At 62.1% G+C, this 19240-nt stretch carries 13 protein-coding genes and 1 pseudogene; 7 read left to right on the top strand and 7 right to left on the bottom strand.

Translation table 11 applies throughout. The features are described 5' to 3' along the window. Positions 1 to 57: 57 nt before the first annotated feature. On the bottom strand, positions 58 to 5757 hold the full coding sequence (locus FJQ55_RS11065) for an apolipoprotein A-IV repeat region-like domain-containing protein (protein ID WP_140827907.1): 5700 nt from the start codon (positions 5755 to 5757) through the stop codon (positions 58 to 60). A gap of 477 nt (positions 5758 to 6234) precedes the next feature. Here FJQ55_RS11065 and FJQ55_RS11060 point away from each other — a divergent pair, with 477 nt between their 5' ends. Further along, complete coding sequence (locus FJQ55_RS11060) at positions 6235 to 6609, top strand: Hpt domain-containing protein (protein ID WP_140827905.1); 375 nt, start codon at positions 6235 to 6237, stop codon at positions 6607 to 6609. 118 nt (positions 6610 to 6727) lie between these two features. After that, positions 6728 to 7048, top strand: coding sequence for a 2Fe-2S iron-sulfur cluster-binding protein (locus FJQ55_RS11055; RefSeq protein WP_062278681.1), 321 nt, complete (start codon positions 6728 to 6730; stop codon positions 7046 to 7048). A 292-nt stretch (positions 7049 to 7340) separates the two neighbouring features. Here FJQ55_RS11055 and FJQ55_RS11050 read toward each other — a convergent pair whose 3' ends face one another. Next, complete coding sequence (locus tag FJQ55_RS11050) at positions 7341 to 7961, bottom strand: DUF922 domain-containing Zn-dependent protease (protein WP_140827904.1); 621 nt, start codon at positions 7959 to 7961, stop codon at positions 7341 to 7343. 117 nt (positions 7962 to 8078) lie between these two features. Here FJQ55_RS11050 and folP point away from each other — a divergent pair, with 117 nt between their 5' ends. From folP to folK, 3 genes are read left to right on the top strand one after another with little or no spacing between them, the layout of a single operon-like run. After that, entirely contained in the window at positions 8079 to 8954 is an 876-nt protein-coding gene (gene folP / locus FJQ55_RS11045) for a dihydropteroate synthase (RefSeq protein ID WP_246085078.1), read from the top strand. Continuing rightward, positions 8951 to 9322 carry a dihydroneopterin aldolase gene (folB, locus tag FJQ55_RS11040; protein ID WP_140827902.1) on the top strand — a complete coding sequence of 124 codons (372 nt, stop codon included), beginning with the start codon at positions 8951 to 8953 and terminating at the stop codon, positions 9320 to 9322. The genes folP and folB overlap by 4 nt, the downstream gene beginning before the upstream one ends. Continuing rightward, positions 9303 to 9827 (top strand): 2-amino-4-hydroxy-6-hydroxymethyldihydropteridine diphosphokinase, encoded by a 525-nt coding sequence (gene folK, locus FJQ55_RS11035; protein WP_246085077.1) that lies wholly within the window; start codon positions 9303 to 9305, stop codon positions 9825 to 9827. The genes folB and folK overlap by 20 nt, the downstream gene beginning before the upstream one ends. 38 nt (positions 9828 to 9865) lie before the next feature. On the opposite strand, the gene FJQ55_RS11030 is transcribed toward folK, so the two are convergent. The 4 genes from FJQ55_RS11030 to FJQ55_RS11015 form a co-directional block, all read right to left on the bottom strand. Beyond that, complete coding sequence (locus FJQ55_RS11030; RefSeq protein ID WP_140827901.1) at positions 9866 to 10417, bottom strand: hypothetical protein; 552 nt, start codon at positions 10415 to 10417, stop codon at positions 9866 to 9868. A gap of 141 nt (positions 10418 to 10558) precedes the next feature. Next, positions 10559 to 11662, bottom strand: coding sequence for a YcjF family protein (locus FJQ55_RS11025; RefSeq protein WP_140827900.1), 1104 nt, complete (start codon positions 11660 to 11662; stop codon positions 10559 to 10561). Then, a complete protein-coding gene (locus tag FJQ55_RS11020) occupies positions 11659 to 13128 on the bottom strand; it encodes a YcjX family GTP-binding protein (protein WP_140827898.1) in 1470 nt (489 codons plus the stop codon). The genes FJQ55_RS11025 and FJQ55_RS11020 overlap by 4 nt, the downstream gene beginning before the upstream one ends. Before the next feature lie 145 nt (positions 13129 to 13273). Beyond that, positions 13274 to 13765, bottom strand: coding sequence for a SixA phosphatase family protein (locus FJQ55_RS11015; protein WP_140827896.1), 492 nt, complete (start codon positions 13763 to 13765; stop codon positions 13274 to 13276). 275 nt (positions 13766 to 14040) lie between these two features. Here FJQ55_RS11015 and dksA point away from each other — a divergent pair, with 275 nt between their 5' ends. Next, positions 14041 to 14460 carry an RNA polymerase-binding protein DksA gene (dksA, locus tag FJQ55_RS11010; protein ID WP_062278662.1) on the top strand — a complete coding sequence of 140 codons (420 nt, stop codon included), beginning with the start codon at positions 14041 to 14043 and terminating at the stop codon, positions 14458 to 14460. 1575 nt (positions 14461 to 16035) lie between these two features. Here dksA and FJQ55_RS23985 read toward each other — a convergent pair. Continuing rightward, positions 16036 to 16317: pseudogene (locus FJQ55_RS23985) on the bottom strand (flagellar biosynthetic protein FliO); the annotation flags it as partial. Between the two features lie 262 nt (positions 16318 to 16579). Here FJQ55_RS23985 and cckA point away from each other — a divergent pair. After that, positions 16580 to 19207 (top strand): cell cycle histidine kinase CckA, encoded by a 2628-nt coding sequence (cckA, locus tag FJQ55_RS11000; RefSeq protein WP_140827892.1) that lies wholly within the window; start codon positions 16580 to 16582, stop codon positions 19205 to 19207. Positions 19208 to 19240: the final 33 nt, after the last annotated feature.

Genomic DNA, 19240 nt, shown 5'->3' with positions numbered 1-19240 from the left:
CCGGATCCTTTTTCAGGATCCGGGGTTTTCTTGTGCCCCTGCCGCTCTCAGGCTGCTTCAGCTGAAGCGACCTGCTGCGTGGGCCAGCATAGTGTAGACCTTGCCGGTGTCGGAGGTCAGATAGGACTGGGTGATCGACTTGTCGCGATCGGTGCGGGCGACATCCGCCAGCAGCTTCTCGAAATCGGCGATGTAGCGGTCCACGGCGACGCGGAATTCCGGTTCCCGGTCATATTTGCGTTTGATCTCGTCGAAGGTCTGCTGGCCCTTCAGCGTATAGAGGCGACGGGTGAAGATGTCGCGTTCCCCGCGCTGGTAACGGCGCCATAGGTCGACAGAGGCGTCGTGATCGATGGCGCGGGCGATGTCGACTGACAGCGAGTTCAGCGATTCGACCATGTGGCGCGGATTGCGGTTGTCGCTCTGCCGATTGGCTGCCGGCGCTTCCGGCGCCGGACGGCTTGGGGCGGGGGCCGGTGCTTGGCGTGCTGCCACAGGCTCAACTGCCGGCTCTTCGCGCGATGCGCCACGCAAGAGGTCGCTGATCCAACCGCCGCCTTCAGTGCGGCTCGGCGCTGGAGCCGAATAGCCTTCCGTGGTGCCGAGGCTTCCGCGCAAGGCGTAATCGGCTGCCGGACGGACAGTCTGCGGGGCAGGTGCCACGGGTGCAGATGCAGGCGCGGCGCGCCGCGGTTGCTCGACCTGTGCCTCTGCAAGCCGGCGGGCGACCGGCTCGGATATCTCCAGCGTCTGGCTGGTGCGGCCAACCAACTGCGAGATGTCCTGCAGCGCCTTGATCTGCTCGGACACGGCGCGGCGCATGGCGGCCGCGCTTTCCTTAGCTTCTTCCGGAAGATCGAAGGCGCCACGCTTCAGCTCGTTGCGGGTGAGATCGAGCTCCTTGCGGATGTCGTTTGCGGACCGGCGGATTTCCTCCGTTGCGCCCGAGAAGCGGCTGACCGCTTCCTCGACGGCGCCTTGCATGGCCTGCTTGAGGGCGGCAGCGGCGCCTTCCGACTTGCGGCCGGCTTCACCGAGCAGTCGGTCGATATCCGAAAGCGAAACCGCGAGACCGCCACGCAGACGGCTTGCCAGCTCTCCAGAGCGCTTTTCCGCTTCCGACAGGGTCTTGTCGATCGACTGACGGGCCTCTTCTTCGGCCGATACAAGCGCATTGCGCATATTGTTTGCGGTGCTCAGCGCCTTCTGCTCGGTCTCGCCGAGGATCTGACCAATATCGGCCAGTGACGCCTGGACGCCCTGGCGCAGGCTGCCGGCCATCTGGCCGGAGCGCTGCTCGGCGCGGTCGAACGCGGTCTCGACCATGCGGCCAAGGTTCTGCATCGTGGTTTCGATCTCTTCCGACCGCTTGACGAGGCCGACCGAAAGGTCGCGCAGCGCCTGCTGGCGCTCTTCCAGCGTCCCCACCAGGTTGGATTGGGCCGCCGACAGCAGTTCGGATGCCTTGCCGAGCACCTTGGTATGGTCGCCGAAGCGGCTGACGATTGAGGAGACCTGCTGCAGCGTCTCGCCGGAGATCGCGGTCAGGCGGCCAAGCTTGTCGTCGAGCAGTCGGTTCGAGGTCGACAACATGTCGGTCGCCTGAGACGCCGTCTCGGTGAAGCGCGATGCGGTGGAGCCGAGGCGGCTGTCGAGGGCACCGATGCTTTCGAGGGCCTGCTCGATAACGGAGGAGATCCCTGTATTGCTCTCGCCAAGCCGCTCGATCAGTTGCGATGCGCTCGCTGCAAGGTTCTGCTCGGCGGCGCCCAGATTGGCAACCGCGCGTTCCGTGCGCTCGCTGATTGCGCCGACCAGAGCCGCATTTTCTGCCCGCAGACGCTCGGCACTCTGCGCTGCGGCAGCGGTGATTTGTTCGGCTGCCACACGCCCCGTCTCTGCATACGAAGCGACGACCGGCGCTGCCTTCTCGTCGATGAGGCGTGAGAGTTCCGCCGAGCGGCTTGACAGCATCGAGTTCAGTTCGCGGGTGCGATCGTCTAGGACCGAACGGATGGAGTTGCCGCGGGCCTCGAGCGCCTTCTCCACGGCGTTCATGGTGACGGCCAGTTCCTGGGTATTTCCGGAGATGGCATCGCGGATCGCGGCGGCCCGCTGTTCCAGCGTCGAACTCACTTCCGACAGCGTGCCGGACAAGGTGTCGTTGACGCTTGAGATTGCGCCGGACAAGGTCGTGTTGGCGTCGGCGATTGTGGCCGACAGAGTGGCATTGGCCTGCGAAATCGTGCCGCTAACGCTGGCGACCTGGGCATTGACCAGAGCATCGGCATCAGAGATCCGGCTGGCGAGTTCTGCCGAACGTTGCTCCAGCGTGCGGTTCATCTGCGCGCTGCGCTCATCGATCTGACCGACGAAATTGCTGCTGGTTTCGCTGAGGCGTTCCAGAGAGCGCTGTGCTTCCGCATCGATATCGCGAGCGGCATCGGCAACGGCGCCGCGCAGGGCTGTGGCAAGGCCGGCAGCCTTGCCTTCGATGGTCCGGTTGACGTTTTCCAGCCCAACGTTCAGCGCCCGGTCCATTGTGGAGAGGCGTTCATCGATCAGAGCAGTGCGGCTGTCGAAAGTTTCAGCCACCCGGTTCGTGCCTTCATCGAGTGCCTGTGCCACACGCATAGAGGCTTCGTCACCGACGCGTTCGATGGTCGAGACTTTTTCATCAAGGCGGGCGGCGAACTTTTCGCCGGCATCGGTGACGCGCGCGTCGACGCCATCGAGACCATTGCGCAGGCGATCCTCGAGGGTGCCAAGGCTCTGTTCGATGCGGGTGCTGGTCTCATCCAGGCGCATGGTCATGCCGCTGACCGACTGCTCGACCGTTCCGGAGAAATCCTGCGCCGAGCGGGTGATGTCGCCGGCTGCATCACGAATCTGTTCGGTGAGTGTACCGGCCGTTCCCCGCAGGCGTTCGTCCAGCGCGCGGCTGCTTTCCTCGATTGCCTTTCGTAGGCTCTCTTCGTGATCTTCGAGGCTCATTTCCAGCATGCCGGCGCTGGCAGCGAGTGATGTGCCGAGCGAGGTCGCGTGTTCGGTCAGTGCCGTCTCAAGCGAGTTCTGCGCTGCGCCGAGGCTGAGGGTAATCGCCTGTGTGCGATCGTCCAGTGTGGAGCGGATTCGCTCATGGGTGTCGACGAGGCGGGTGTCGATCTCGCGTACGCCGCTGTTTACCGTGTCGGTGATCTTGGCGACGTTTTCGCCGAGCGTATCTGCGAGCGTGCCGGTCGCGTCGTCGAGCGTCATGCGCAGACGTTCCGCGGTTCCGCCGAGCTTGCCATCGATTTCGTTGATGCCCGAGGTGAGGGATGCGGCGATCGTGCCGGAGGTTGCGCCGAGGGTTTCCGCGAGGTTGCGCGTCGCATCGTCGAGGTTGGTGCGCAGGCGCTCCGCAGTCTCGGCAAGCTTGCCGTCGATGTCGGTGACGCCGGCGTTCAACGATGCCGCGATCGTGCCGGAGGCTGCGCCCAGCGCCCGTTCGATGTCCGTAGATGCATCTTCGAGTGTCGATACAAGATAGGATGTATGGCCGGCGAGCGACATCTCCAGGCGTTCTTGGTTATCGCCATAGGCGGTGCGAATTGCCTCTGCCTTTTCCGAGAAGGCCAGGTCGATGCGCCGATCGGCATCGGCCACAGTGTCGATGATGGCTGAGGCGCGCTGGCTCAGGGTTTCGTCAATACGACGTTGGCTGTCATTCAGCGTTTCTGCCAGATCCTGGCTGCGTGCAGTGAGCGTCAGGTCGAGTTCGAGGCTCTTGGTGTTGAGCGCGTCGATCAGGTCGTCGCTCTTGGCGTCGAGGATCGAGGCGATGCCGCCGACCTTCTGGTCAAGCGTTTCGGCGAGACGGTCCTGATTGTTTTCAAGCGCATTGATGATGTGCTCGGCGCGGCTGGAAAGCGTCTGCTCAAAGCGCGACTGGTGGTCGGTGAGGGCGCCGTAGAGAGAGCCGGAACGCTCCTCCATGACCTGGTCGATGCGCTTTTGCGCAGCATCCAGGCTTTCGGTGAGCGCTGCGGCGCGGGCCGACATCGCGTCTGCAATTTCCTGCGCACGACCGGCGAGCGCGTCGTCGAGGATTTCCTGACCCGAGCTCAGGGTGACAGCCAGTGACAGTGAGTTGTCAGTGAGCGTCGAGCCGAGACGGTCTATGCTCGAAGTCAGGATGCCGTTGATCGCGTCGGAGCCGCCGTTGACAGTCTCGTTGATGCGGGCGAGGCTTTCCATCAGCTTGCTGTCGAGGGTGCCAGCACGCTGATCGAAGGCGCTGGCAAATTCCGCAACGCGGGTGTCGAAGGTCGAGTTGATCTGGCCGATCGTGGTCTGGAAGCGGTCTTCGAAGAGGCCGGAGCGCAGGTCGAGGTCAACGATCGCGTCGTCGGCGCTCGCCTGCAGGCTCTGACGAAAATGACGGCTGCGCTCTTCCAGCGACGTATTGAGGCGTGACAAGACGTCATCGAGCGACGAGCTGATGGCGGTCTCGCCGTCTTTCAGGCTCTCCGCGATGTCGCGTGTCCGTTCGACCAGCGTTTCGTTGAGCTGGCGGGCGCGCTCGTTCAGGGCCGCATTCAGCTTCTCCGTATTTGCGTCGAGGGTCGAGGCACGGGTTTCGAACTCGCCAAGCAGTTCGCGGCCGCGCTGGTTGAGCGTCGAGGTGAGCGTCTTTAGCTGCGAATCGAATTCGGTGGAAAGCGAGATGCCGGAGGCAGCCAGCGTCTGGACCATGGTGTCGGTCTTGTGCGCCAGAAGCGAGCCCAGCGCGGTGACCGCCGCGTCGGATTTCTCCATCAATGTTGCGGCGCGCGTGTCGATCATCGAGGCGAAGGCTTCGCCCGAGGTCTGCAGGCGCACGGAGATTTCCTCCGTCGCCAGCGACAATTCTTCCTTCAGCTGCTCGTGGGCGCCTACGATGGACGACCGAATGCGCTCTGCATGGTTGACGATTGCATCGCGCTCAGAGCCGAGCTCGTGGACGAGGCCGCGGACACGCAGTTCATTATCGGTGTAGCTGCGTTCGAGTGCGGTCACTTCAGAGTGAACGAGCGTCTCAAGTTCTGTGGCGCGCGCGATGGTGCGTTCGATGCCTTCGTTCATCGCGGAGACCTCGCGACGCACGGCTTGACCGACGGTCATGATGCGTTCGGACGCAATGGTTTCCGGCTCTGCCAGCCGCAGGGCGACTTCTGCCATGGAGCGTGCCGCATTGCGCAGGTCGTGGGCGCGCGCCATCATGATGGCGAAAGCGAAGAACAGCAGGATCGGGAGGAAGGTCCCGACAAAGATTGCGACAACGCCCGGCATGGCGACGATGTCGGCCACTGACGGCGCCTGCCAGATGGCGCTGCCATAAAGCAACTGCGCCAGACCGACGGCGCCGAGGACCCAGAGAACGGAGATAATGGACGCGTTGCGAAGCGCCGACGTGAGTGATGTCGCTTCGAGCGACTTCAACATGGCGGAAGGCGCACGGCGCGAGCCGTCATTGGCAGGTGCGAGGTTGGGCGAGCGCGGCTGTGGCGGTGCGGGTTCCGGACCAAGTTCGGCGGAGCGCGCCGAGCGGCGGTCAATTGGCTTCTTGGGTGCTGGGCGCTGCGTGTTGTCCGACAAAGGGGCCTCCGGTCCGCGCGTCTGCGACCGGGCCTTCGGAGCCACGGGCGCTTCGTCACCGTCGAAATCGATACTCAGGGCCGCCTCGAGTGCCTGAAACGCGTTTTCGTCAATCGAGTCGGACTTCTTGTTCGCCATCGGGTTACGCCTCGTTACAACTTACGCTCGGAAGGCTGAAAACAATGGGATGGCCGCCTGCCATGCCGCTCTTTCGGATGCCTGCCGTACAATCACAGTCCGCATGTCGCCACGCCATGCGGAGCGCGTTCTCAAAAATGGGCAGTTCGCTTTCACCCTCGGGCGAACCTTGCCCCAGCTTCTAGCACCGACCTGCCTGGGGGCAAAGTTTCCAAACCTCGGCACAATCAGCCGTATCGTACTGACACATTTGGCTGTCCGATACAATTAACGGCGCCGCTGCGCTTTGAAGAGTGCTGTCATTGTTAACAGTATTTAAACCTCGGTTTAGGCGTAAAAGCTAATTTTTGCGGGGGTTTAAATTTCGTTAACCATGATGCGAGCTTTTTCAGGGCGGAATTCGGCGGTTTAACGTGATTGCCACGTTCGTTGATCAGGGTACGCCTGTCAAATAACAAGAAAAGAAGGTTTCCTGGCATGGCTGCAGCATTCAACGTCGCGTTCGACGCTCCCGAGAGCCGCGAGGCTCGCACTCCCTCCAAGGATCGGCCGATCGACCTGGTCCATCTGGCAACCCAGACCAAGGGCGATAAGGCGGTAGAGATCGAAATCCTGCAGATGTTTGCTCGCCAGGCCCGCGGCTGTCTCCAGGCGCTTTCGGCCAAGTCCGAGCAGGCTGAGATCAAGTCTGCTGCCCAGCGTCTGCGCAATGCCGCAATTTCGGTTGGAGCTCTGCGGGTCGCGAGCTCTGCCGAGCTGGTCGACAGCAAGGGCGTCAACAGTGACACTCTGGCTTCAGTTGCCAGTGCAGTTCTGGAAGCAGAACATTTTATTCTCAAGCTGGCGCGCTGACCGATCATCCGTGATTCCACGACGTCTGCCAGGCGCCTCTCCGTGAGTTGACTGGGCTCTGAAATTGCGAGAAGACTTCGCCGATTTTTCACAATGGCGAAGTCTGGATACGCACATCATGACAAACATCAGCATCATCGCATTCGACGGTACGCGCTTCGACATCGCCGCTCAGGACGGCTCGACGGTTATGGAAAATGCCGTCCGGAACTCCGTCCCCGGCATCGATGCGGAATGTGGTGGTGCCTGCGCCTGTGCGACCTGTCATGTGTATGTCGACGATGCCTGGACAGAGAAAACCGGTCAGCCTTCCGCCATGGAAGAAGACATGCTCGACTTTGCGGTCGACGTTCGCCCAACGTCGCGTCTTTCCTGTCAGATCAAGGTGGGTCCGGCACTCGACGGGCTCATCGTCCACGTACCCGAGCGACAGGGCTGACGTTCCTCATCCCGTAAAAAAAGCCCCGCCTCCCGGAATCCGGGCGACGGGGCAAGCGGGCGCATCGCCAAAACAGGCGAGGGAGGAAGCACCTGTGGCAACAGGACGCGCCGGGAGAACAGGGAAAAATCGGGAACGCTCAATCAACGTTTTCGATGACACTTATATTTAAGTTTTGTATCAAGAGCCACGAGCAGAAATCGCCGGTTATTCACAGGCTGCGGTGCAAGTTTCGGGCAAGCCGTGGCGTTGCTGCCAATGCGGCCTGTCAAAATTGAGTGGTGATTTGCTGTTAATTCTGCGCGTTGCCACTGCGGTGGCGGAGGATGCGCAGCATGCGATCCTCGAAGTTCTGCGACTCAATGCGATCGAACTTCATCTGCGCGGCGTCATGAGCGCGCGTGACTTCGTCGGTCACAGCCGTGACCTTTTCCTGAAGACGCTCGCAATCCCGCTCAGGCCGAAGTTTCATCAGCCGTGCTTCGAGAAGCTTAGCGTGCTGGCGGGCAATTTCGGCGTGGCGCTCCTCATGCCGCTTGATGTCGGCAGAGAGTGCGTCCCAGATCATGGCCATTTCGGCCGAGGCCCGTTTGCGGTTCTTCCAGCGGGGTAGGATGATCTTGGTTTCTAGCGTCACTGTCGCACCTTCGACCGCGCAGCGCGTGCCGCGTTTCGTGTAGGTGAGGTCGCCGCCGAAGCGGATCTGGGTGGCGCCGGGATGCCGGTTGCCTGTCGCCTGCGTGAAGGGACCCTTGCGGGCGAGTTCATCATCGAGATCCGACGCCGTGGTGCCGCCGATCTGGAAATAGCTGATGGATTTGCGAACGATGGTTTCCGATTGCGCCGCGTTCGGGAAGAGGCCGGTCAGGGCGCCCAATATGAGCATCGCCCACAGACGGCTGTATGATGTCATGCTTCTATCCGCGATGTTTCATGTCCGCGATGTTGTGTTCGCCTCGCCCTTGGGGCATAGCCAACGCAGCTCCACTATCGCAGCTTCGCAGATTTCCGTCGAGAGGATAGAACCCAGTTGGCGACCGGCAAACGGACAATTTGGCGTGTGGCGCATGGCCGCAACCTCGACATAACGGAACGCGGTGCACTGATGGCAATCATCAATGTGACGCCCGACTCCTTTTCCGATGGCGGGTTGCACGACAATACGGTGGCGGCCGTTTCTCATGCGCTGCAGTGTGTCGAGGACGGCGCGCAGATCCTCGATATCGGCGGGGAATCGACACGGCCCGGCGCCGCACCCGTCAGTGCCGACGAGGAGTTGGCGCGGGTGCTTCCGGTGATCCGTGAACTTTCCGGTCGCACCGGGGCGCTGCTGTCGATCGACACCTATCGTGCGAGCACGGCGCTCGCGGCGGTCGAGGCCGGCGCGCATATCATCAACGACGTCCATGGCCTGCAGCGCGAGCCGGAGATCGCCGATGTGGCGTCCCGCTTCGGGGCCGGGCTCTGCATCATGCATACGGGACGCGGCCGCGAGAAGCTCGCAGATCCGATCGAGGACCAGCGCTGGTTCTTCGCCCGGTCGTTGGCGATCGCGGAAGCTGCCGGTGTTGCGCAGGAAACAATCATGCTCGATCCCGGTTTCGGCTTCGCCAAGGAAACGGTGGAGGAGAATATGGTGCTTCTTTCGCGCATCGAGGAACTGCATGACTTCGGCTTGCCGCTTCTGGTGGGCACGTCCCGCAAGCGTTTCCTCGGCAGCATCACCGGCCGGGATGCCTCTGAGCGGGACGCTGCAACGGCTGCGACGACCGTGGCGCTCCGATTGAAGGGAGCCTCCGTTTTCCGGGTCCACAATGTCGCGATCAACCGGGACGCTCTTGCCATGGCCGATGCTATGCTGGCGGCGCAAGGACGGATCGAGACTGCAGGGAGCGCCAAGACATGAGCGGCATTTTTACGATCACCCTGAAGAACTGCGCCTTCTATGCCCATCACGGCGTCTTTCCCGAGGAGGGCGTGCTCGGTCAGCGCTTTTTCGTCGATGCGGAGTTCGATGTTGATGCGCTAGAGGCTGCGGAGACGGATACGCTCGAGGGGACGGTGCATTACGGCATCGCCTTCGAGATTATCCAGGAGATCGTGACTGGCAGCCGCCGGCAGTTGATCGAGGCGCTGGCGCTGGCAATCGCCCGCGGGCTTCTTGATCGTTTTCCCGGAATGCTGCGCTGCCGGATCACCGTGCGCAAGCCCAGTGCCCCGATCGCCGGGATCCTAGACCATGTGCAGGTGAGTGTTGAACAGTTCAGAACGTAACGCGTGGCACTTCGCCACGCTCGGTCTTGGTGGCAATATTGGCGATCCGCAGGCCGCGATGGCAGAGGCGCTGCGCCGCCTCGACAGTCGCGACGACTGTCGCGTGACCGAGGTGTCGCGGCTTTACCGCACGCCGCCTTGGGGAAAGACCGACCAGGCGGATTTCTACAATTGCTGTGCGGCTGTCGAGACCCTGCTCGATCCGCAGGCGCTGCTTTTCGCGTGTCTGGAAATCGAACGGGATATGAAGCGGGTGCGCATCGAGCGCTGGGGACCGCGAACGATCGATATTGATATCCTGACCTATGAGGCGATAGCGCTGCATACCGAGCACTTGACGATCCCGCATCCACGCATGACGGAGCGTGCCTTCGTGCTGATGCCGCTTGCCGATTTCGCTGGCGACATGACCGTGTCTCAACGCAGTGTGGCTGACTGGCTGGCCCAGGCAGATGGTGCTGGCATTGCCGTTGCAAACGAAAACCGCGCCTGGTGGCGCGGTTGAACCTTATCGGTGAGCAGTTCTGGTGAGGCGTGCGGCTGTTATTCGTTGTCCGCAGTCTCGGCCATGGCGGTTGCCTGGCGGTTCAGCTTCAGGCCGATCACCGGGATCATGCGATCTTCGACCTTCACCGAAATCGTGATGTTCATCGCATCGTCCTGCTCGAGGCGAGCGACCATCGCGCCGTTCAGCTTGGCGCGGTTGATGCCCATGACGGCGCGATTGCCCGTTATGGTGCCCGAGACGATGTCGAGGCCCTTGCCGTCTGCACCGTCGAGGAACTGGCCCTTGTATGAGCCGCCGTTCTGCGAGATGACCGCCGACATCGGCTGGCTGAACACGCCGACGCGGCAGGTGCCGTCGAGTTTCAGGCCGGTTTCCTTGCCTTCAGACGGCAGGCCGATCAAGTTGCAAGTGAACTTGGTGCCCTTGTACTTGCCGGCTACGATCTCGCCCGGGCCTTTCCAGACGCCGGCGACCGATTCGAAAAAGCGCTTGTCACGCGAAGCAGCATCGGCGGCTGCGACCGGCAGCAGAGTCGCGGCAGCTAAAATTGCGGCGCAGCGGCCGACTGTCGAGAAGCGGTCAAACATCGATTTACCTTGGTACGAGAAACCAGAAGCCCCGCAAGAACCCTAGCGGAATAATGGTTAATGCATCATTGCCAATAGCCTCAATTGAGACTTTCGACAATTGGCAAACAGCACTCGATCTCGCTGTGTGACTGAAAAGACTCAGGCGGTCCCGCCGTCACTTTTACCGGTCATGCTTGGTGTCAGGTCGCCGATGAAATCGCTGATTCCGGGGCGTTTGCTGGCGCGGAAAGGCAGCGGTCTGCAGAGGTCCATGGCGGCGATCCCGATGCGGGCCGTCATCAATCCGTTGATCACGCCTTCGCCGAGGCGGCTCGATAGTCGGGCGGCAAGTCCATGGCCGAGCACCTGTTGCGCCAACCCGTCGCCGATCGCGATCGAACCGGTCACGGCGAGATGGGCAAAAACATCTTTCAGCAGCCGCAGCATGCCGAGGGAGCCCGGCCGCCCCCCGTAAAGCTCGGCCATGGCTCGCACCAGTCGCACCACCTCGAACAGGACATAGGCCAGATCGACCAGCGCCCGCGGGCTGACAGCGGTCACGACGGAGACCCTTTTGGAGGAAGTCAGAATCAGCGCACGGGCTTTGATGTCGAGCGGGCCGAGCAATTCCCGTTCGGCAAGATCGATCAGCTGCGGCGCGTCGATGATGTCTTCCTCGACAGATTTTAATGTCTTACGACCGCGCGCCGTTTCCGGACGATGGGCGACAAGGCTCGACAGGCGGTTGACGACGGCGGTGGCGTCCTTGCGCTTCATGCTTGATGCCGCCACCTGCGCATCGGCTTTGAGGTTCTGCACCGCGTCCAGCCGATAGAGCCCCGCGACCTCCCGCCCGACGGCGATGATCAGGGCAGAAATGCCGACTGCGAGCACTGCGATAGCCGTATAGCCGAGCCAGTCGGCACGGGAGAAGAGATCGCGGATCAGGCGGTCGACCCAGAGCCCAAAGGCGAGCGAAAGCAGGAAGCCAAATGCACCGATTGCGATACGGGCGAAGGAAAAGCGGCGTCGACGCGGAAGCGCGACCGGCAAACTCTCGGCCTCGCTTGCGGCGCCGGTGAAAGGATCTCGTTCATCCGGCACAATCTCGATCTCGCCGGAAAAGCTGCGCGGCGCGCGGCTAGTCTTCTCGACCCGGCGGTTCTCGATTCGCGTCGTGTCAGGCTCGACGGTGAAGGCTGTCGGTGTGCGGCCCGGCGCGGATGCGCGGGACGTTTCGTCCTGTCCGGTTCTCTTGGTCATGTGAGGCGGTCCCCCAGCAGAAATTGCAATGCCCTGTCGAGGCGGATATGCGGCACCGAAAGCGTGATGCCAGCCTTTTCGTCGAGATGGGGCGGGCGGAAACGGACGATACTGAGGTCCGGCAAAACAGATGCATCGCCCTGGTCGACAGAGCGAAAATAGGCTTCCGGATCCTGCGGCAGGTCGCCGGGGAAAACGGCGGTCTTCCGGTTGCCGTCGAAGGTTTCCTGGCCGATCCGCTCCCCGGCCATCGGAGTGCCCACGATGACGGGCAGGTCGTGGCCGTCCTGCTTGACGTTTGCTTCGCGGGTGGCGCGCACGGAGGCAAGCGCCATGACCTCGATGCCTGCGCCGTTCATGTCGATGCTGCGGATCGCGCGATTGACGAGGCGACGAGTCAGTATTTCCAGCCGATCATGGCTTTCATGATGCAGGTGATCCGCCTTGGTGGCGGCGACCAGCACGCGGTCGATGCGACGACGCACGAGCGAGGTGAGGAAAGAGTTCGAACCGGCGCGGAAGCAGGCGAGCACTTCCGCGAGCGCCCGCTCCAGATCCTGGACGGCCTCCGGGCCACGATTGATCGCCTGTAGCGCGTCGACAAGGACGATTTGGCGATCGAGCCGCGCGAAATGTTCGCGGAAGAATGGCTTCACCACCACCGATTTGTAGGCCTCGAAGCGGCGCTCCATCATCGCCCGGAGCGAGCCTTTCGGGGCCCGTCCTTCGGGGAGTGCGGGAAGCGGGGCGAATGTGAGGGCAGGGGATCCTTCGAGGTCGCCCGGCATCAGGAAACGGCCAGGCGGCAGGGTGGAAAGCGAACGCTCGTCCGACTTGCAGTGGCGCAGGTATTCGGCGAAGGCTTCCGCCAGTCGCCGAGCCGTCATCTCGTCTGCGGGCGCGTCCGGGTCTATGGTTTCGGCGAGGTCCAGCCAGGGACGGGAGAGCTCAGCGCGGATCCCGGTTCGAGCGAGGGTCGTCGTCGCTTCGGAAAAACTCCGATAGTCCTGACCGAGCAACGGCAGGTCGAGCAGCCATTCGCCTGGATAGTCGACGATGTCGATCGACAGGCGACCGGGGGACAGCATGCGGCTCCAGGCGCTGGCGCTGCGGTACTCGATGGTCAGCCGAAGCTCGGAAATGGCGCGCGTCGAGTCCGGCCAGATGCGGTCGTCCACCAGCGCGCGAATATGGTCCTCATACCGGAAACGCGGCACGGCGTCGTCGGGCTGCTCCTGCAGCGACGTTGCCGTTATGCGGCCGGCCCGCAGCGGCTCGAACAGTGGAAGACGGCCGCCATGCAGCAGGTTGTGCACCAGCGACGAGATGAAGACCGTTTTGCCGGCGCGCGACAGGCCCGTGACGCCGAGGCGGATCGTCGGGTTGATCAAATGGGCCGCACGGTCCGTCAGATTGTCGAAGGCGATCGCGGCTTCATCGGTCAGGCTGGTTAGGGAGGGAGGCATTCGGGATCCTGCGCTGGCAAAAAAGGGTCGCTGGTGCGCTTTCGCGTCTGCAGCCGCGCGGGCGACGCCTCGGATATAGGCCTTGCAGCATGGCCAAAAAAGGCCAGTGCACACTTGCCGTTCCAACCTTCGCGAAAAGCCCGGTTCAGCCGACGACGAAATCGCGCAGGCGCCAGCTGTCGTCTACGGCATCAATGACCGCAAGGCCGGCAGTGGGGTAACCTTCCGGCACGGTTCGGGCGACGGTTTCGTTGCCGCAGAGGTTGGCAAAAACCTCCTCGATCGCGGGATTGTGCCCGACCAGCATCAAGGCCGGGATGCCCCGGGTCGAGCTCATGATCTCAAGATAGGTTTCGGCCGGTGCGTTGTAGAGTTCGTCGACATAGCGGAATTCGACCAGGCCGGAGAAGACCCGGTTGAGGGCCTCCGCCGTCTGCCGGCAACGCTTGGCGGTGGATGCGATGACGAGATCGGGACGGTAGTTCCGGTCTGCTGCCGTCTCGGCGAGCAGCTCCGCTTCGGCAAATCCGGCATCAGATAGGCTGCGGTCGAAATCCCGGCCACCGGGCTCTGCCCAACCGGATTTTGCATGCCGCAGCAGATAGATGCGTTTGGGAACCAAGATCGAAGGCGTCATCCGTCAGGCTTTCGGGTGTGATCGTCCAGACTACTGAACTAGCGGGTCCGAGGCGTCGGCGTCAACCGGTGTGAAGCCCAGCATCCGGCAAACCTGCCGTAGCGTAGGCTCTGCATGCGCGCGCGAGCATCAATCCAATTTATGCTTAAAAAATAGAAATTTAGCCCAAAAATATAACAGATTTAAAAATGCCGGCGAAACATTCACAAGGCTTGAACCGCTTGCGTTGAAAGGATATACAGCCGCCCATTGAGATGTTCTTCAGGAGAATCGCGTTGAGTGAGAAGATCAATCTTAGCAATTATGTGCTCTCGGAAGACGATGAGTTCATGAACGCGAACCAGCGGGCCTATTTCAGGGCAAAGCTGATCGCCTGGAAAAACGACATTCTCCGCGAAGCGCGCGAGACCCTCGAACACCTCGCAGAAGAAAGCGCCAATCATCCGGATCTCGCCGACCGGGCTTCTTCAGAAACCGACCGTGCCATTGAACTCAGAGCCCGCGACCGTCAGCGCAAGCTGATCTCGAAGATCGACGCGGCGCTGCAGCGTATCGAAGACGGCACTTACGGCTACTGCGAAGAGACAGGCGAGCCGATCGGCCTGAAGCGGCTGGATGCGCGCCCAATCGCGACGTTGTCGATCGAGGCGCAGGAGCGTCACGAGCGCCGGGAAAAGGTCTATCGCGACGAATAAAGCCGGTGCTCTTGCCCGGCGGGTGGAAAACCCGAATTGCCGACATTTTGTCGAAGGCCCGCTTTTGGCGGGCCTTTTTGCTGGCTGGTGTGATTTGCAAGACGGTTGCTGCAGGTGAGCGCGGGCCTGATCAACGAGCCGACGCTAAGCCTTGTCCATCGTTTACGGATTGCGGCTCGCGGACATTTCACCAAAGATCCGTGCGATCTCCGTCTGCAGATTGGGTTCTTCCGCCGGCTGAGCGGCATTGGCGCTTGCAGTAGGTGTGGCGGAGGCGCGTGGCTCGGCAGCGATGGCGCCGATCGGAAGCCTTGGACGGTCCGGTCGTGTTTCTGGCAGAAGGTGGGGAACGGCCGGCGCGGCTGCCGGCTGTGATCTCTGCGGACCCGGATCGGCTGCAATATGCAGGGCCATTTCCTCTTCCAGGACGCGCTCGAAATCGCTGAGGTCCCTGGTCGGGCTCTCGTCGAGAGCAATCCCCTGCTGTGTATTGGCCGTCATGGCGCCCGGTCCAGAGGAGGCGAAACGTGCCGCCTCGAAGGGGCGGGGCGCGCCTTCATTGACAGACACTGACAGAACCCGCGCGCGGGCGGCCTCCAGAACGTCTTCGGCCAAGGGGGCGTCGATTTCGGCACGCACGGGCGGTGCGACGTCACGAGGGGGCTGGACCTCATCATCGGCCGGCGAAGAAATCTGAATGGATGGCTCGATCACGGGAGGCTCAGCGGCGATAAAGCGCTGTTGCGACTGCTCGAGAGAGAGATCAGCGATGGCACGGTCGGGCTCACTGGTCACTGCGGCACTCGGTGATGGCTGTGCGGCAGGGGCCGTTGCCGTTTCACTTGCCGAAGTCCGAACCGGTGCATCGATCGAAACGACCGGCGCCGGCTCCTCGATCACTCGGCCGAGCGGCGCTGTTGGGCTATCCATTCGTCCCGCCTGCGAGGCGCTGACCGGTGCGGGGGCCGTCGGTGCGGCATGCAGTGCCGGAGTGAAGGTGGCGGAGGTGGATTCTGTCTCTCTCAGCTGTTCCCGAAGTGGTATGGCGTTGGGCGTATATACCTTTGCCGGCTCGGACTGCCTTGCCGGGGGTGTCGGTGTCTGCACCGCCACCACGGGCGCTGGTGTCGCTGCAGCGGCAACAATCGGCGCCGCTGCCGGTTGCGGTGCTGCGTTGGCCGGCGTGGCTGAAATGGAGACTGACGGTCGAGAAAGACTCGCGGGTTCAGCCGTCACAGATGCGGCCTGCTCTGCCGTCGGTCGCGGGACCAGATCGCGGTCTGCAATCGGGGCCGGGCGCGGGCGATCGGCTGCGGCGGCCTGTTGTGCGCGGATTTGAGAGACTTCGGCATGCGAGGCGTCAACTTGTGGTTTCGCCGGCTGCTGTTGGGCGGTTACTGGCAGATCACGCTCGACCAGATCTGCTTTCGGCGCGACCATGGCGGTGGGGGGCACCGGGGCGCGCTCGAACGGTTCTGTGGCGGGAAGGCTGGCTGCGTGCTGTTGCGCGAGCCTTGCCTCGTCCTCTATCGGCTGCGCCTGGACGGCGCGCGCATTGAGATAGTGGCGCTCGTCGCCAATGCCGGACTCGATTACCAGATCCGTCGGGCCGCCGATCATGACGAGATGCTCGACATTGTCGCGGCGGATGAGAACAATGCGCCGGCGGGTATCGACAGCCGCCGCATCCAGCACCTGCAGACGCGGCTGACGGTTGCGTCCGCCGCGCACGAAGGGCGAGGGCGCCCGGTTGCGCAGAACCCAGAGGACGATGAAAAGACACAGCAACGCCAGACTGACCCCAAGTGCCGCGACCAGAAAACGGTTGCCATAGGCGGAAATCAGTTCATCCAGCATGTTAAACGCTCCCTTTAGCAGGCTTTTCTGGCAGAAGACGTTGCTGTCTGCAATCCGCGGTTTTTGTCCTGTCGATGTTGAGGACGGCAAACCGCCATCATGCTATCAGTCCTGAATGCGGCAATCCTGTGGGATAGTCGTCGCAGCCGTTATTCTCAGCCTTTCTTCGCTTTTTGCGGTACGGGCAAATTGTTAAACAGGAGGCTGCACCGATTCTCGGGCGATGTTCGGGACACGGCGCGCTTAAAGGCAAGAGGCATTCATGACACGAGAGCTCAACGACCGCGACGGAGACAGCCCGCTGGTTGATCGCCGGGGTGGAATTGGTGCCGCGCTGCGCATCCTCTTGCTTGCGCTGGTGCTGCTCGCAGCCGCTGCAGCCTTCGTCGTGTTCCGCGACCAGTTGGACAACCAGGTCGTCCTCGGGGTACTCGGTATTCTGGCGATGATGGGGATTTTCTTCATCGTCTCGGCGGTGATCGGCTTTGTTGAGGTCATGCCGCAGCCGCATGGTGACGGTCTGGCCCGGCACTTCCTTGCGAGCCAGCCGGAGGGTACGCTGATCACCGACGCCGAAGGGCGGATCGTCTTTGCCAATGCCGCTTATGGTGCCATGACCGGCGCGAAGAAGGCGACGGAGGTGCAGACGCTGGAGGCTCTTCTGTCGCGGTACCGCGAGTCGAGCGAAGCGCTTTACCGCTTGACCAACGGATTGCGCGAGGGCCGCGAAAGCTACGAGGAATTCCGCCTGCTGAAGCCGATCGGCAGCCTGACGGCAAACGGTTCCGGCGCGCATTGGTACCGGCTGAAAGCGCGACTTTTGCCGGGTGAGGGTCGTGGCCGTAGTCTTCATGTCTGGCAGATCTCCGACATTACGTCCGAGCGGGACGATCAGGAGCGCTTCTTCAAGGAACTGCAGCACGCGATCGACTATCTTGATCATGCGCCGGCCGGCTTTTTCTCCGCCGGCCGCAAGGGCGAAATCTATTATCTCAACGCGACGCTCGCCGAATGGTTGGGCGTCGATCTGACCCAGTTCAGCCCGGGTTCGATGTCGATCAGCGATCTCGTTGCCGGTGAAGGCATGGCGTTGATCAACTCGGTCCAGGCGGAGCCCGGCCAGGCGCGGACGGAAACGCTCGATCTCGATCTCCGCCGGGTGAACGGTCAAAGCCTGCCGGTGCGTCTGGTGCACCGGGTTCGCGCTGCCCGTGACGGCGCGCCGGGCGAAAGTCGGTCGATCGTGCTCGCCCGCCAGCAGGGCGAAGGTTCCGACCAGTCCGATTCCGTTGCCTCGATGCGCTTTACGCGCTTCTTCAACAATACGCCGATGGCGATTGCTTCGGTTGATGGCGAAGGCCGCATTCTGCGCACCAATGCGCCGTTCATGAAGCTTTTCGCCGACATCATCTCGCGCGATGAAATCGAGCGGCACGGCCGTATCGAGGTCGTCCTGCACGAGAGCGAGCGCGAAGCCTTTCAAGCGGCTTTGGCAGCTGCCATGGACCGGCAGGTCGACATCACGCCTATCGACAGCCGTCACCCGACCAATGACACCAGGCATTTCCGCTTCTACGTCAATGCGGTGATTGACCAAAGCGACGAGGCGCCGGAAGAGGCCGCGATCGTTTATGCGGTCGACGTGACCGACCAGAAGGCGCTTGAGGCGCAGATGGCGCAGACGCAGAAGATGAATGCGGTGGGAACGCTTGCTGGCGGCATTGCGCATGACTTCAACAACGTGCTGACGGCGATCCTATTGTCGTCCGACCACCTGCTTTTGCAGGCCCGGCCTTCGGATGCCAGCTTTGCCGATCTCATGGAGATCAAGCGCAACGCCAATCGCGCGGCAGTCCTCGTGCGTCAGCTCCTCGCCTTTTCGCGCAAGCAGACGATGCGGCCGAGCGTGCTGAATTTGACCGATGTCATCGGAGACCTGCGCATGCTGGTCGACCGGCTGATTTCCGGTTCGAACGTCAAGCTCAAGGTCGAATATGGCCGTGACCTCTGGCCGGTCAAAACCGATCTGTCGCAGTTCGAGCAGGTGCTTATCAATCTCTGCGTCAATGCACGGGACGCTATGCCACAAGGCGGCACGATCACCGTGTCGACGCGCAACGTCAGCGGTGACGAGGCTGCGGATTTTGGCTATCGCGGTTTGCCGGCGGAAGAGATGGTGCTGGTTGAAGTGGCCGACACCGGAACCGGCATCGCGCCCGAGATCATGGACAAGATCTTCGAGCCCTTTTTCACCACCAAGGAAGTCGGCAAGGGCACCGGGCTTGGGCTCGCCATGGTCTATGGCATCGTCAAGCAATCGGGCGGCTACATCTATCCGGAATCGGAAGTGGGTAAGGGGACCGCGTTTCGCATTTTCCTGCCGCGCCATATTCCCGAGGTTGCCGTTGTTTCCGAGGAAGCCAAGGCTGCGGCGGTTGCTGCGTCCGGCAATCTCCCGCCTGCCACACCCTCAAATGCCGCCGATCCGTCGGCCGATGGCAAGGATCTTACTGGCAAGTCGGCCGTGGTCCTTCTTGTCGAGGACGAGGAGGCCGTGCGGCGCGGCGGCAAGCGCATGCTGGAAACGCGGGGCTATACCGTCCACGAGGCGGGATCGGGCGTCGAGGCGCTCGATATCATGGACGAGCTCAACGGAGAGGTGGACATTGTCGTCTCCGACGTGGTCATGCCGGAGATGGACGGGCCTACCCTGCTCACCGAACTCAGAAAGAAATATCCTGATCTGAAGTTCATCTTCGTCTCGGGTTATGCCGAAGATGCCTTTGCTCGCAACCTGCCTGCCGATGCCAAATTCGGCTTCCTGCCGAAGCCCTTCTCGCTAAAGCAGTTGGCCGTTGCGGTGCGCGAAATGCTCGATGGTGATGGCTGAGCCGAAACGGTCTGCATTAGATGTAAAAGAGCC

Origin of the sequence: Rhizobium glycinendophyticum, from assembly GCF_006443685.1 — a bacterium.
Taxonomy (GTDB): domain Bacteria; phylum Pseudomonadota; class Alphaproteobacteria; order Rhizobiales; family Rhizobiaceae; genus Allorhizobium; species Allorhizobium glycinendophyticum.
This window is presented reverse-complemented; position numbering and strand designations above follow the sequence as displayed.

What these genes read in the sequence shown, in the direction of transcription:
- FJQ55_RS11015 (WP_140827896.1), bottom strand. Translation starts at nt 13,765, where the DNA reads ATGACGCCTTCGATCTTGGTTCCCAAACGCATCTATCTGCTGCGGCAT.
- FJQ55_RS11065 (WP_140827907.1), bottom strand. Translation starts at nt 5,757, where the DNA reads ATGGCGAACAAGAAGTCCGACTCGATTGACGAAAACGCGTTTCAGGCA.
- FJQ55_RS11025 (WP_140827900.1), bottom strand. Translation starts at nt 11,662, where the DNA reads ATGACCAAGAGAACCGGACAGGACGAAACGTCCCGCGCATCCGCGCCG.
- FJQ55_RS11020 (WP_140827898.1), bottom strand. Translation starts at nt 13,128, where the DNA reads ATGCCTCCCTCCCTAACCAGCCTGACCGATGAAGCCGCGATCGCCTTC.
- FJQ55_RS11055 (WP_062278681.1), top strand. Translation starts at nt 6,728, where the DNA reads ATGACAAACATCAGCATCATCGCATTCGACGGTACGCGCTTCGACATC.
- folB (WP_140827902.1), top strand. Translation starts at nt 8,951, where the DNA reads ATGAGCGGCATTTTTACGATCACCCTGAAGAACTGCGCCTTCTATGCC.
- FJQ55_RS11050 (WP_140827904.1), bottom strand. Translation starts at nt 7,961, where the DNA reads ATGACATCATACAGCCGTCTGTGGGCGATGCTCATATTGGGCGCCCTG.
- FJQ55_RS11060 (WP_140827905.1), top strand. Translation starts at nt 6,235, where the DNA reads ATGGCTGCAGCATTCAACGTCGCGTTCGACGCTCCCGAGAGCCGCGAG.
- cckA (WP_140827892.1), top strand. Translation starts at nt 16,580, where the DNA reads ATGACACGAGAGCTCAACGACCGCGACGGAGACAGCCCGCTGGTTGAT.
- FJQ55_RS11030 (WP_140827901.1), bottom strand. Translation starts at nt 10,417, where the DNA reads ATGTTTGACCGCTTCTCGACAGTCGGCCGCTGCGCCGCAATTTTAGCT.